General features: G+C 42.0%; 14 protein-coding genes and 1 pseudogene. All 15 read left to right on the top strand.

All coding sequences use genetic code 11. The features are described from left to right. Positions 1-9 precede the first annotated feature (9 nt). The 15 genes and pseudogenes from nusA (at position 10) to AR1Y2_RS08910 (ending at position 12656) form a co-directional block, all read left to right on the top strand. Entirely contained in the window at positions 10-1224 is a 1215-nt protein-coding gene (gene nusA / locus AR1Y2_RS08980) for a transcription termination factor NusA (RefSeq protein WP_137328657.1), read from the top strand. Between the two features lie 17 nt (positions 1225-1241). Continuing rightward, positions 1242-1511, top strand: a complete 270-nt coding sequence (gene rnpM / locus AR1Y2_RS08975) for an RNase P modulator RnpM (protein ID WP_137328656.1) — start codon at positions 1242-1244, stop codon at positions 1509-1511. Continuing rightward, a complete protein-coding gene (locus AR1Y2_RS08970; RefSeq protein ID WP_137328655.1) occupies positions 1501-1815 on the top strand; it encodes a L7Ae/L30e/S12e/Gadd45 family ribosomal protein in 315 nt (104 codons plus the stop codon). The genes rnpM and AR1Y2_RS08970 overlap by 11 nt, the downstream gene beginning before the upstream one ends. Positions 1816-1829: 14 nt before the next feature. Further along, positions 1830-4151: a translation initiation factor IF-2 gene (gene infB, locus AR1Y2_RS08965; protein WP_137328654.1), complete on the top strand. Its 2322-nt coding sequence runs from the start codon at positions 1830-1832 to the stop codon at positions 4149-4151. 23 nt (positions 4152-4174) lie between these two features. Beyond that, positions 4175-4525 (top strand): 30S ribosome-binding factor RbfA, encoded by a 351-nt coding sequence (rbfA, locus tag AR1Y2_RS08960; RefSeq protein WP_034549369.1) that lies wholly within the window; start codon positions 4175-4177, stop codon positions 4523-4525. An 11-nt stretch (positions 4526-4536) separates the two neighbouring features. Further along, a complete protein-coding gene (locus tag AR1Y2_RS08955; RefSeq protein ID WP_137328653.1) occupies positions 4537-5481 on the top strand; it encodes a DHH family phosphoesterase in 945 nt (314 codons plus the stop codon). A gap of 8 nt (positions 5482-5489) precedes the next feature. Then, complete coding sequence (truB, locus tag AR1Y2_RS08950) at positions 5490-6380, top strand: tRNA pseudouridine(55) synthase TruB (RefSeq protein ID WP_137328652.1); 891 nt, start codon at positions 5490-5492, stop codon at positions 6378-6380. Positions 6381-6390: 10 nt separating this feature from the next. Further along, positions 6391-7323: a bifunctional riboflavin kinase/FAD synthetase gene (locus AR1Y2_RS08945; RefSeq protein WP_137328651.1), complete on the top strand. Its 933-nt coding sequence runs from the start codon at positions 6391-6393 to the stop codon at positions 7321-7323. A gap of 107 nt (positions 7324-7430) precedes the next feature. After that, positions 7431-8051: a cytidylate kinase-like family protein gene (locus tag AR1Y2_RS08940; protein WP_137328650.1), complete on the top strand. Its 621-nt coding sequence runs from the start codon at positions 7431-7433 to the stop codon at positions 8049-8051. Between the two features lie 256 nt (positions 8052-8307). Next, positions 8308-8679 (top strand): annotated as a pseudogene (locus tag AR1Y2_RS08935) (SpaA isopeptide-forming pilin-related protein); the annotation flags it as partial. Between the two features lie 136 nt (positions 8680-8815). Further along, positions 8816-9673, top strand: a complete 858-nt coding sequence (locus AR1Y2_RS08930; RefSeq protein WP_137328649.1) for an alpha/beta fold hydrolase — start codon at positions 8816-8818, stop codon at positions 9671-9673. A 77-nt stretch (positions 9674-9750) separates the two neighbouring features. Beyond that, positions 9751-10332 carry a TetR/AcrR family transcriptional regulator gene (locus AR1Y2_RS08925; protein WP_175403623.1) on the top strand — a complete coding sequence of 194 codons (582 nt, stop codon included), beginning with the start codon at positions 9751-9753 and terminating at the stop codon, positions 10330-10332. Between the two features lie 103 nt (positions 10333-10435). Continuing rightward, positions 10436-11281, top strand: coding sequence for an ABC transporter ATP-binding protein (locus AR1Y2_RS08920; protein WP_132276891.1), 846 nt, complete (start codon positions 10436-10438; stop codon positions 11279-11281). After that, positions 11278-11961 (top strand): ABC transporter permease, encoded by a 684-nt coding sequence (locus tag AR1Y2_RS08915; RefSeq protein ID WP_137328647.1) that lies wholly within the window; start codon positions 11278-11280, stop codon positions 11959-11961. Before AR1Y2_RS08920 ends, AR1Y2_RS08915 begins: the two co-directional genes overlap by 4 nt. Beyond that, entirely contained in the window at positions 11958-12656 is a 699-nt protein-coding gene (locus AR1Y2_RS08910; RefSeq protein WP_137328646.1) for an ABC transporter permease, read from the top strand. The genes AR1Y2_RS08915 and AR1Y2_RS08910 overlap by 4 nt, the downstream gene beginning before the upstream one ends. Positions 12657-12664: the final 8 nt, after the last annotated feature.

Here is a 12664-nt window from a genome sequence, read left to right as displayed (position 1 = left end):
ACAGAAAAAATGAGTGAATTAATTGATGCATTAAACCAGTTAGAAAAAGAGAAACATATTGATAAAGACGTCATTATGGAAGCGATTGAAAACTCTCTGGTTGCTGCATGCAAAAGGGACTTTGGAAATGCGGACAATGTGGTCGTAAACATGAACCGTGAGACCGGAGACATTGTGGTATATGCTGAAAAAGAAGTCGTGGAGACTGCGGACGGGGAGGAATTTGACCCGGCACTACAGATCAGCCTTGCCAAAGCAAAAGCCATGGATCCTAAGTATGAGCTGGGAGACATTGTCCGTGTGGAGATCACCCCGAAGGATTTCGGAAGGATCGCGGCGATGCATGCCAGAAGTGTTATCGTGCAGAAGATCAAAGAAGAGGAGAGAAGAGTGGTCTTTGACCATTTCTACTGCAAAGAAAAAGACATTGTCACCGGCGTGGTACAGCGCTATGTGGGTGAAAATGTCAGCGTCAGCTTAGATGACAAGACAGACGCTCTCCTGATGAAGTCTGAACAGATCAGAGGAGAAGTGTTCCAGCCTACAGAACGGATCAAACTTTATATTGTGGAAGTCAAGGACACAAACCGCGGACCGAGGATTTTAGTCTCCCGCACACATCCGGATCTGGTAAAACGCCTTTTTGAAAAAGAAGTGGCGGAGATCCAGGACGGCATCGTGGAGATCAAGAACATTGTCCGTGAGGCAGGCTCCAGGACAAAACTTGCGGTCTGGTCCAACGAACCCAACGTAGACCCTGTAGGTGCCTGTGTCGGCATGAATGGTGCCAGAGTCAATGCGATCGTCAACGACTTAAAGGGAGAGAAGATCGACATCATCAACTGGAATGAAGATCCTTGTGTCTACATTGAAAATGCATTAAGTCCGTCAAAGGTTGTGTCTGTATCCGTGGATGTAGAAGAAAAAAGCGCCCAGGTAGTAGTTCCTGATTACCAGTTATCTCTGGCCATCGGAAAAGAAGGGCAGAACGCAAGGCTTGCGGCAAGACTGACAGGATATAAGATCGATATCAAGAGTGAGTCCCAGGCTGAGGAGGAAGAAGAACTCCGCCAGATGCATCCGGATATGGAAGAAGATCAGGATATGGAATGGACAGAAGAATTTACTGAGGAGGAAGCGGCAGAGGAGGCAATGGCCTACGATGATGAGAATGCCGTGGAAGAAGAACTTCTCACTGAAGAATCTGAATCGTTGGATGAATAAAAATAGGATGTGATCGTATGAACAAAAAGATGCCCATGAGAAAGTGCATTGGATGCCAGGAATCAAAAGCAAAGAAGGATCTTGTAAGAGTAGTAAAGCCGAAAGAAGGAGATATTTTTATCGACCCCACAGGCAAATCCAACGGGCGAGGAGCCTATATCTGCCGGTCATTAGACTGTCTGAAAAAGGCCAGAAAGTCCAAGGGGCTTGACCGCTCATTTAAGACATCGATCTCCGAGGAAGTCTATGACGCACTGGAAAAGGAGATGATAGATCTTGAATCATAAAGTCTTGTCTCTGCTCGGGCTTGCGGCCAGGTCAAGAAATCTGGTCAGCGGTGAATTTGCAGTGGAAAAGTCTGTGAAGTCCGGCCATGCATGCCTGGTCCTTGCGGCCAATGATGCTTCCGGCAATACGAAAAAAATGTATCAGAATATGTGCGAATATTATCATGTGCCGCTGTATTTTTTCAGCGATAGAAGCGAACTGGGCCACGCCATCGGAAAAGAATTCCGGGCGGCGGTAGCTGTGGAAGATCAAGGATTTGCAAAGGCCATTCGCGGGAAACTAGAAAACAGTCAGAATGAATAGTGGAGGTGCAATCTATGGGAAAACCTAGAGTCCATGAGATAGCTAAAAAATATAACAAACAAAGTAAAGAGATCATTGAAATATTAAAGAAAAACAATATCGAAGTAAAGAACCATATGAGCACGGTGGAAGATGCCCAGGTAGCGGTCATTGAAAAGGCCCTTGGAGCAAAAAAAGAAGAGAAACCGGCCAAAAAAGAAAACCGACCGGATAACCGTCAGGACAAATCCAGAAACCAGCAGAGGAACAGAGGACAGCAGAGACCTCAGAACAGTCAGAATAACCAGAACCGTGGCGGCAAAAAACCGGAGGGACAGCTGAAGGATAAAGACGGCAGCCAGAATCAGGGAGGCCAAAAGAAGGTCCTGAAAAAAGAAAATCCTCAGAATTCACAGAAATTCTCCAATAATAATAACGGACAGAATGGGAAGAATAAAAACAATAAGTTTAACAAAAACAACAAAAAGAACAGAAACAATAAGTTCAACAATAAAAATCAAAATACCCAGAAGAAGAAAAAGACAGGACCGGGAGCTTTCATCAAGCCGGATCCGGTCAAGAAACCGGAATATGATCCAAGTGAACCAGTAAAGATTCCTGAGATCCTGACATTAAAAGAGTTTGCGGAGGCGATCCATATTCCTGCAAATGACATCATCAAAAAGCTTCTGATCTCCGGCGGCGGCCTTGTGAACCTCAACACGGAATTGGATTTTGAACGTGCAGAAGAGATCGCTTTAGAGTATGACCGTATCGTGGAATTAGAAGAAACCGTGGATGTCATTGAAGAACTATTAAAGGATGATGACGAAGAAGATACAAAAGATCTTGTGACCAGACCTCCGGTTGTGTGCGTTATGGGACACGTTGACCATGGTAAAACATCCCTTTTGGATGCCATCCGTTCTGCCCGTGTCACCGCTGGTGAAGCAGGCGGGATCACACAGCATATCGGTGCTTATACGGTACAGACGGAAAGTGGAACTATCACCTTCCTGGATACACCTGGACATGAGGCTTTCACATCCATGCGTATGAGAGGTGCACAGTCTACCGATATCGCGATCCTTGTTGTGGCTGCGGACGACGGTGTTATGCCACAGACCATCGAGGCGATCAACCATGCAAAAGCAGCAGGTGTTGAGATCATCGTAGCCATCAATAAAATTGATAAAGAGAGCGCCAACATTGAGCGTGTAAAACAGGAACTGACAGAATACGAACTGATCCCTGAGGACTGGGGCGGAACAACCATTTTCTGTCCGGTATCCGCACACAGCAAAGAGGGAATCGACGATCTCTTAGATATGATCTCCCTTACCGCGGAAGTGCTGGAGTTAAAAGCAAATCCAAATCGTAAAGCGAGAGGAATCGTCATCGAGGCTGAGCTTGACAAGGGACGTGGTCCTGTGGCAACTGTACTGGTACAGAAGGGTACCCTTCACGTTGGAGATGCTATTGCGGTGGGAAGCGCTCACGGAAAAGTCCGAGCTATGATCGATGACAAGGGAAAACGTGTCAAAGTTGCAGGACCGTCAACTCCTGTGGAAATCCTTGGATTGAGCGAAGTGCCGTTTGCAGGTGAAGTCTGCATGGCAATGGAAAATGAAAAAGAAGCCAGATCCACTGCAGAGAAGTTTATTGCATACGGCCGTGAGAAAATGCTCTCTGAGACAAAATCACAGCTGTCACTGGATGATCTGTTTGACCAGATCCAGGCGGGAAGCGTAAAAGATCTGAATATTATTGTAAAAGCGGATGTTCAGGGATCTGTGGAGGCTGTAAAACAGAGCCTTTCCAAGCTTTCCAATGAGGAAGTCGCAGTCAAGGTCATCCACGGCGGAGTCGGTGCCATCACAGAATCTGACGTTATGCTTGCATCTGCATCCAACGCCATCATCATTGGATTCAACGTGCGTCCGGACCCTGCCGCAAAGGATGCCGCTGAGGGCGAAAAAGTAGATCTCAGGTTATACCGTGTCATCTACAATGCCATTGAAGATATCGAGGCAGCCATGAAGGGTATGCTGGAGCCGGAGTATGTAGAGAAGGTCATCGGCCATGCCGAGGTACGCCAGACATTCAAGGCATCCGGTGTGGGAACCATTGCAGGTTCTTATATCCTGGACGGTGTGATCCAGAGAGGAAGCACTGCAAGACTGATCCGCGACGGCGTTGTTCTGCACGAGGGTGAGTTTGGATCTATTAAGCGTTTTAACGACGACGTAAAAGAAGTCAAGACCGGATTTGAATGCGGACTTGTACTTGAAAATTATAATGATATCAAGGAAGGCGATCAGATTGAAGCCTATATTATGGAAGAGATCCCTAGATAAGCCTTCTTGACAGGAGGGAAACAATGAGAAAGAACAGCATTAAGAATACTAGAATCAATGGGGAAGTACAGCGGGAGTTAAGCCGCATCATCAGCCGGGAGATCAAAGATCCACGCATCGCGCCTATGACTTCCGTGGTGGATGCCGTGGTCACTTCCGACTTGAAACAGTGCAAAGCCTATATCAGTGTCCTCGGTGACCAAAAAGCAAAGGACGATACACTAGCAGGCCTTAACAGCGCTGTCGGCTATATCCGAAGAGAACTGGCCCATTCCATCAATCTCAGGAATACCCCGGAAATCACTTTTGTTTTGGATGATTCCATTGAATACGGAGTGGAAATGTCAAAAAAGATTGACGAACTGAACAAATAGGAGAAGCGATCATGAATGAATTCATATCATCCATCGAAGCTGCAGATTCCATTGCCATCACCGGCCATATCCATCCGGACGGTGACTGCATTGGGAGCTGTCTGGGGCTTCGGCAGTACATTTTAGATAATTTCCCCGGAAAAACTGTCGCTGTTTATCTTGAATTACCCGCACCGGAATTCCAGTTTCTTTCCGGCGCAGATTCTATCAGACAAGAGGCAGAAGCGGTCCGATATGACTTGTTTTTTGTTTTGGACTGCAGCTCACTGGATCGGATCGAACCTTTTATCTCCATGTATGAACATGCTGCTAAGACGTTTTGTATCGATCATCATATCAGCAGCAAGGGTATAGGACAGGAATATATTTTAAAACCCCAGGCCAGCGCCACCTGCGAAGTGCTATATGAATTGTTCGATCCTGAACATATTTCGCTGGATTGTGCTTACTGTCTTTACACCGGTATTGTACATGACACCGGTGTATTCAAACATTCTAATACGACAAAACAGACCATGGAGTATGCAGGAGATCTAATTTCCAAGGGGATTAACACTTCCAAAGTGATCGACGAGACATTTTACCAAAAGACATTTACCCAGAACAGGGTTCTTGGACAGGCTTTATTAAACAGCTGTCTGTATGAAGACGGACAGGTCATCCTTTCTTATCTTACAGGCGAAGAGATGAAGCAGCTGGAAGCTGGTTCTGGAGATACCAACGGTATCATCGATCAGCTCAGAGTCACAAAAGGCGTGGAGGCCGCAGTCTTTTTATACGCACTGGATGCTGACACATATAAAGTCAGCATGCGTTCCAACGGAAAGGTAAACGTGGCTGCTATCTCTGAAGAATTTAAGGGCGGAGGACATGTCCGTGCCGCCGGCTTCAGCATGAAAGCGGATCTTGCTAAGGTGACCGATACCGTTCTTTCAAGAATCCAAAAACAATTATAGAGGTGCTTATGATAAATGGTATCTTAAATGTATACAAAGAACCCGGCTTTACCTCCCACGATGTGGTGGCCAAGCTCAGAGGCATCATAAAACAAAAGAAAATAGGACACACCGGTACCCTGGATCCGCAGGCCACCGGTGTGCTTCCCGTCTGTCTGGGCAAAGCAACAAAGCTCTGCGACATGCTCACCGACAAAAAAAAAGAGTACCGGGCGTCGTTCCGGCTCGGATTAAAAACAGACACCGAAGACATATGGGGGACAGTCACTGAAGAGTCAGAAGTCAATATTTCCGAAAAACAGGTTGAGGACGCTGTATTCTCGTTTGTAGGAGACTATGAGCAGGTGCCGCCAATGTATTCTGCCCTGAAAGTGGGCGGTAAAAAGCTGTATGAGCTTGCCAGAGAAGGCAGGGTGATCGAGCGTAAGACACGCCCTGTCACCATTTTTGAGATCAACGATTTGAGGATTGATCTTCCGGATATCCACATGACTGTGGTCTGCAGCAAAGGCACCTATATCCGCAGTCTCGGACGCGATATAGGGGAAAAGCTTGGATGCGGAGCCTGCATGACTGCACTGGAGCGCACCGCTGCCAGTGGTTTTTATAAGTCAGGCAGCCATACACTGGAAGAGATCGAAGAACTCATGAGGGAGAACAGGATCATGGAGGCGGTCATTCCTCCGGACCAGATATTTTCAGATCTTCCTGAACGCACAGTGAAAAAACAGCATGCCAAGATTTTGTATAATGGAAATCCGCTGAAAAAGGATTGCTTTACAATGCCTGTAGGCACAGAACAGCGTCTTAAAATCTATGATGAAGACGGCCATTTCATCGGGATTTATGACTGGAAAGACCAAAAGAGCATGTACTTTCCGGATAAAATATTTTACTGAAAGGAGCACTATGGAATACATACATCAAACGGAGAACTTTCAATTTCATAACTCTGTGGTAGCGCTTGGAAAATTCGACGGACTGCACAAAGGACATCAGCTTATTTTTGACGAGCTGTTGAAATACAAAAAACAGGGATATCAAACGGTTGTCTTTTCTTTTGACCGTCCCCCAGTCAATACCCTGAAGTCAGAAAACTATCATATGATTTATTCAAAAGAGGAAAAAGAACGTTTACTTGCAAAAAAAGGACTGGATGTCCTGATTGAACATCCTTTTACAAAGGAATTCTCCAAGCTCTCCCCCAGGGATTTTGTCACTGAAATACTGATCAAAAAGGTCGGAATGAAGATTCTAGTGGTAGGGGATGACTGCGGCTTTGGTTATAAACGCCAGGGCAACGTGGAACTCTTACAGGAAATGCAGAGAGAGTATGATTTTAAACTGATCGTGATTCCAAAGCTGGAATTAAACGGCGGCATTGTCTCCAGCAGCCGTGTCCGCAGTCTGCTTAAAGAAGCCAGGATTGAAGAAGCCAACCGCCTTCTTACCTCCCCGTTTCTCGTCTACGGTCCTGTTGTAAAGGGAAACCATATGGGCAAGGATGTTCTGGGAATTCCCACCGCTAATCAGATCCCGAATCCTGAAAAACTGCTTCCGCCCAACGGAGTCTACGTTTCCAGAATCACCATCAGAGACCAGGTCTATTATGGCATCAGCAACATTGGAGTAAAACCTACTATTGAAGGCAAGAAACATATGGGTGTGGAAACCTATATCCTGGATTTTGATAAGAATATTTATCACAAACCTATTTCTGTGGAGCTTCTCTGTTTTAAGCGTCCGGAAATGAAGTTTGATTCATTGGAGCGTCTGTCAAAACAGATGAAAGAAGATGCTGATTTTGCCAGGGAATGGATAAAAAAAGAAGGTCTTATGTAGTAGAAACCGTATAAAATACGGTACGCCCCTGGGTGTACTTTTTTCCCAAGATGCGGTATAATGGATGTAACTTAAATGAAGTTACTGAAAAGAAGGGAGCGGTTCATATGGCTACAAAGACGATTATTACGATTGAAAGACAGTACGGAAGCGGCGGGCATTTGATAGGGAAAAAGCTTGCAGAGGATCTGAATATTCCTTTTTATGACGGGGAGTTATTAAAAGTCGCAGCAAAGGAAAGCGGAATCTGTGAGGAGATATTTGAAAGCTTTGATGAGAAGCCGACCACGAGCTTTTTATATTCCCTTGTCATGGACCCATATTCTTTAGGATATAACGCCAATTCCTTTGACCTTCCGCTGAACCACAAAGTATTTCTGGCCGCATTTGACACCATCAAGGACATAGCCAGCAAAGGTCCATGTGTTTTTGTCGGAAGATGTGCCGACTATGCACTGGAGGATTTTGATAACTGCCTGAGTATTTTTATCCACGCTCCTTTTGAAGATCGGATCAAACGGATTGAAGAAGTATATGAAATCCCGAAAGCCAAAAGCAAGGAAGCTCTTCTAAAGAAGGATAAACAGAGGGCCAGCTATTATAATTATTACAGCTCAAACAAATGGGGCGATGCCAAAGCCTACGATTTCTGTATCAACAGCAGTCTTTTAGGCATTGACCAGACCGTGGATCTGCTCAAACAGGTCATCGCAGAAAAAGAGAAGTGATCAGAAATATTTTATGATCTGTACATTTTCCAATCATTTATCATCTAAGAAAGTCCGTGGAATATTCTCACGGACTTTCTTTTGTCTAGTGCATCATTAAATTTTTGAAAAATATGTCATTTTTTTATAAAAACGCAATACAAATCTGATTATCCGCTTCTATTTCCAGCTGTTCTTATTGGACAGCTATTTTATTACCCAAAATGAAAGGAGCATTAGAATTATGAAAAAGTAATGAATGACGGTTCGATTGGTCTTTGTCAAAGAAAATAAAGAACGCCATGAATGTAGCGGTTATATCTACTCTGGCGAGGGGCAGGAATTAGGACAATTCTGGGCGAAACTGAATGTAGGAAATGCGAAACTGCAAAAGACTTCCAGTAATACCAGCATTACAGACGTTAACGGAAATTACTCTATCGCTGGTAGAACCTATGGTGTCTCTTCTGATAAGGACTGCACAAAACAGCTTGCCACCCTTACGACTGATGAAAGCGGAAATACGAGCGTTGTGGAGGTAAAAGCTACTATTGTATATATTAAAGAACTGTCTGCACCTTTGGGTTTTAAGGTTGATACAACAGTATATTCCTTAAAGGTTGAAGCTGGAAAAACAACAACCTTGAGATTTCATTGTATTTTAAGCAATGAAATTTTTCTTTACAATTTACCATAAATCATATATTTATAGCTATTGACTTTCTGCTTGCAATAAGTTATGATATGACTATAAAATCAAATCGGTCATATAGGAGTTATAAGGTATGTATAAAGAAGTTAACATTGCTTCAAATAATGTTCCGATAACACTTTCTATTTGGTATACAGAAAGAAGTAGTCCTACCATTGTTTTTTTGCCGGGTACTATGTCACACCCTCTCATGTATGAGAATTTTCTATGTGGATTGAGTGAAAGAGGATTTAATATAATAGGTGTTCACTATCTTTCACACGGAAAAAGCCCTAAACTCAAAAAAAATTATACAATGGAAGATATGTTGCATAATGTATATGACGCAACAACTTACGGAATAGAAAAATTCGGTGAAAACATAGCTGTCATGGGTTCCAGTCAAGGTGGGATTTTAGCTGCAATGGCGGCGGGTAGGGACACAAGGTTAAAAGCCGTTTTTCCACATAATATCATGCTAACTACATTAAAAGAAACTATGAGCTTAACAAAATATCCCGCATGGTCACACCGTTTTATGGGGCTGATACAGTGGGGCTTTCGTGTAGGTGGAAAATTGCTGCCTAACTACAAGGTTCCAGGAGACGCTTATTTAGACTATGACAGAGTATTTTATAGTGAACAGGCAAAACAAGATTGCTTAAATGACCCTATGCTTTTACCTTATTATCCTTTAAGATTTGTCGCCAGCTTATTTAATGCTGACTTATCGTGCCTGGAGAATGGGGCTATACAGTGTCCTGTTATTTTAATTACTGCCAAAGGCGATCCGCTTTTTAGCCTTGATTATACCAACAAAGTATTTGATTTAATTCATGTACCGCAAAAGGAATTACTTACTTTAGAGCTTAATCGTCACATGATTTTTAATGAGGACACGGACACTACAATAAACGCATTGGAAGCTACCTTGCATAAATATCTTGGATAGCATATTGATTATATAATCAGAAAATGTTATACTTTTTATGACGATGCAAATATTTTAGTCATAAGGAGGCCATGAGTTTGCCACGATTTACGGAACAAGAAAAAGAAATCATAAACAGTAAACTTTTGATAGAGGGAGAAAAGCTGTTTGCATTACACGGCTTAAAAAAAGTAACAGTTGATGATTTAGTAGCTGCTGTAAACATATCAAAAGGTTCTTTCTATGCTTTTTATCCCAGTAAAGAACATCTATATGTTGAAATCAATTTTCGCTTACAAAAAGAGTTATTTACAAGTATAGAAACAACCATTAAAAAGAAAAAGTATAAGAACCAAAGAGATTTAGCAAAGGACGTTATTATGCTAAGTTTAACGGGGGTGATTACTTCGCCTATTCTTTCACAGATTGATTTATCTTTAATGGACTATCTGCAAAGAAAAATATCGTCAGATATTTTTGAAAATCATATGTACAGTGATATTCGTATATTGGAGATACTGGAAGATTTAGGAGTTGTATTTTTGGTTCCGCATACGGTTATCATAAAATCTCTGTATTCTGTTTTATCCTGTTTGGAACAATTCAAAGAGGACGAAGAACTGAATATGATACAAAATCTTTTAGTGAATGGTATTATTCAGCAAGTAGTAGCAGAGTAACAATTTTGTTTGGTTATTTGACAGGCAGGTAGCCAAACAAATTTTTTACAGTTTATATGACTATATGTCTATAAACGTCATAAAGTTAGAGGAGGAAATAATAATGATTGATGTAAAAAAACTGTATTTTAGCTATACTGACAAACCGTTTGTTGAGAATGTAAGTTTCCATGTTGGGAGAGGAGAAATTTTCGGTTTTTTAGGACCCTCTGGTGCTGGAAAATCGACTATTCAAAAAGTTTTAACTGGGCTTAATACAAGATATAAAGGCAGCGTAAAAGTTGCAGGTACAGAAATAAGGGAGCATACAAATCGGTTTTATGAAAATATTGGAGTAGACTTTGAATTTTCAACCTGCTACGAGAAATTCACCGCACGACAAAATCTCGCCTATTTTGCTTCTCTATATGAAAAGCAACCTCGGTCTATTGATGAATTATTGCATATGGTAGGCTTGGAAAATGATGGGGACAAAAAAGTTGCTGACTTTTCCAAAGGTATGCGTTCTCGCTTGAATTTCATTAAAGCGTTAGTCCATGACCCTGATATATTATTCCTTGATGAACCTACAAGCGGCCTTGACCCTACAAATAATCGTTTAATGAAAGATATTATTCTTGCGGAAAAGAAACGCGGAAAAACGATTATCATTACTACTCACAATATGTTTGACGCAACAGAGCTATGTGACCAAGTAGCCTTTATCGTTGCCGGAAAAGTCAGTGCATTGGATAGCCCGCATAATTTGATTATGTCAAGGGGAGCTGCCAAAATACAATATACCTACTATGATAAAGGCGAGAAAACCGGAGAATGTCTGCTTGATAGAACCACAGAAGATAAATTGTTAAAAAGTTTAATTTCCGAAAACCGTTTGCTTTCTATTCATAGTAGTGAGCCTACATTAAATGATATTTTTGTTGATATTACAGGGAGGACACTTCAATGAGATTGGGACGTTTAATTTGTGGTGATATACATTTCCAATGGAAATATGGTTTCTATTTTATCTACTTTATATTAACAGTTTTATATGTGTGTGGGATTGCCGCTTTGACGGGACATTGGAAAACGGATATTGCTTCTATCATGATATACTCTGACCCGGCAGCAATGGGATTGTTTTTTATGGGAGCGATTGTCCTCTTGGAAAAAAGTCAAAAGGTGTTAAATGCTATGGTAGTATCGCCTGTAAAAGTATCGGAGTACATACTTTCAAAAACAGTTGCGTTAATTGCCATATCTACAGTAATTGCAATGATATTAGGATTCGTTTCCGGTAGCAATCAGTTACTTAGTATCGCAATTGGTACAGCTTTGACATCAGCAATCTTTACTATGCTTGGAATTATTGCGGCTACAAAAATTTCAAACTTGAACCAATTTCTCATTGTGATTATGCCGATAGAAATTGTTTGCTTTGTTCCACCTATCGTTGGTCTGTTTGTAAAGCTACCAGATATATTCCGCTTTTTTCCGTTCACAGCTTGCATGAACCTCATAACTGGAAAAAGTATTTTACTATCGTTTGATATGGTACTTGTAATTGCTACGTTGATTATCCTCTACATAGTTGCGCGACATACAGTTAAGCATATGTGGAGAAGTTTAGGAGGTGTAAAGCTATGAAAAGGATATTATCCAGTACCATACAGGTATTTAGACAAATCAAGAGCGACCCTATGATGTTTGCAGCTTGTTTTACGCCTTTTGTCATGGGAACTTTGATTAAATTCGGTATTCCCTTTCTTGAAAGAATAACAGATTTTTCTTTGCAAGCATACTATCCAATCTTTGATTTATTACTTTCAATCATGGCTCCTGTATTGCTCTGCTTTGCATTTGCAATGATTACATTAGAGGAAATCGACGATAAAGTGTCACGGTACTTTTCGATTACCCCTCTTGGTAAGTCGGGGTATCTCTTTACAAGGTTGGGAGTACCCTCAATTATTTCGGCAATCATCGCTTTTATTGTACTGTTACTTTTTTCATTAGAAAAGTTGTCCATTGGAATGACAATATGTTTGGCGCTTCTCGGCTCAGTACAGGCAATTATTGTTTCACTTATGATTATTACATTATCAAGCAATAAATTAGAGGGTATGGCAGTTACAAAACTAGCTGCACTTACATTACTCGGAATACCAGCCCCCTTTTTTATTGATAGTTACTACCAGTTCGCGGTTGGCTTCCTTCCATCATTTTGGGTAGCGAAAGCCATGCAGAATGAAGCGGTTCTTTATTTCTCCATAGGATTGGTGGTAGCTTTAGTCTGGTACTACTTCCTTACAAAACGTCTGTTTCGGAAGCTGGCAGGATAAGGAGTCAT

It is taken from the genome of Anaerostipes rhamnosivorans (assembly GCF_005280655.1).
Taxonomy (GTDB): domain Bacteria; phylum Bacillota; class Clostridia; order Lachnospirales; family Lachnospiraceae; genus Anaerostipes; species Anaerostipes rhamnosivorans.
Note: the sequence above shows the minus strand (reverse complement) of the source record. Positions and strands in the feature narration are given on the sequence as shown.

Bases quoted from the DNA above. Each gene is read 5' to 3' on its own strand.
- rbfA (WP_034549369.1), top strand. From the start codon at position 4,175: ATGAGAAAGAACAGCATTAAGAATACTAGAATCAATGGGGAAGTACAG.
- AR1Y2_RS08955 (WP_137328653.1), top strand. From the start codon at position 4,537: ATGAATGAATTCATATCATCCATCGAAGCTGCAGATTCCATTGCCATC.
- AR1Y2_RS08920 (WP_132276891.1), top strand. From the start codon at position 10,436: ATGATTGATGTAAAAAAACTGTATTTTAGCTATACTGACAAACCGTTT.
- AR1Y2_RS08930 (WP_137328649.1), top strand. From the start codon at position 8,816: ATGTATAAAGAAGTTAACATTGCTTCAAATAATGTTCCGATAACACTT.
- AR1Y2_RS08945 (WP_137328651.1), top strand. From the start codon at position 6,391: ATGGAATACATACATCAAACGGAGAACTTTCAATTTCATAACTCTGTG.
- AR1Y2_RS08915 (WP_137328647.1), top strand. From the start codon at position 11,278: ATGAGATTGGGACGTTTAATTTGTGGTGATATACATTTCCAATGGAAA.
- rnpM (WP_137328656.1), top strand. From the start codon at position 1,242: ATGAACAAAAAGATGCCCATGAGAAAGTGCATTGGATGCCAGGAATCA.
- AR1Y2_RS08940 (WP_137328650.1), top strand. From the start codon at position 7,431: ATGGCTACAAAGACGATTATTACGATTGAAAGACAGTACGGAAGCGGC.
- infB (WP_137328654.1), top strand. From the start codon at position 1,830: ATGGGAAAACCTAGAGTCCATGAGATAGCTAAAAAATATAACAAACAA.
- truB (WP_137328652.1), top strand. From the start codon at position 5,490: ATGATAAATGGTATCTTAAATGTATACAAAGAACCCGGCTTTACCTCC.
- nusA (WP_137328657.1), top strand. From the start codon at position 10: ATGAGTGAATTAATTGATGCATTAAACCAGTTAGAAAAAGAGAAACAT.
- AR1Y2_RS08910 (WP_137328646.1), top strand. From the start codon at position 11,958: ATGAAAAGGATATTATCCAGTACCATACAGGTATTTAGACAAATCAAG.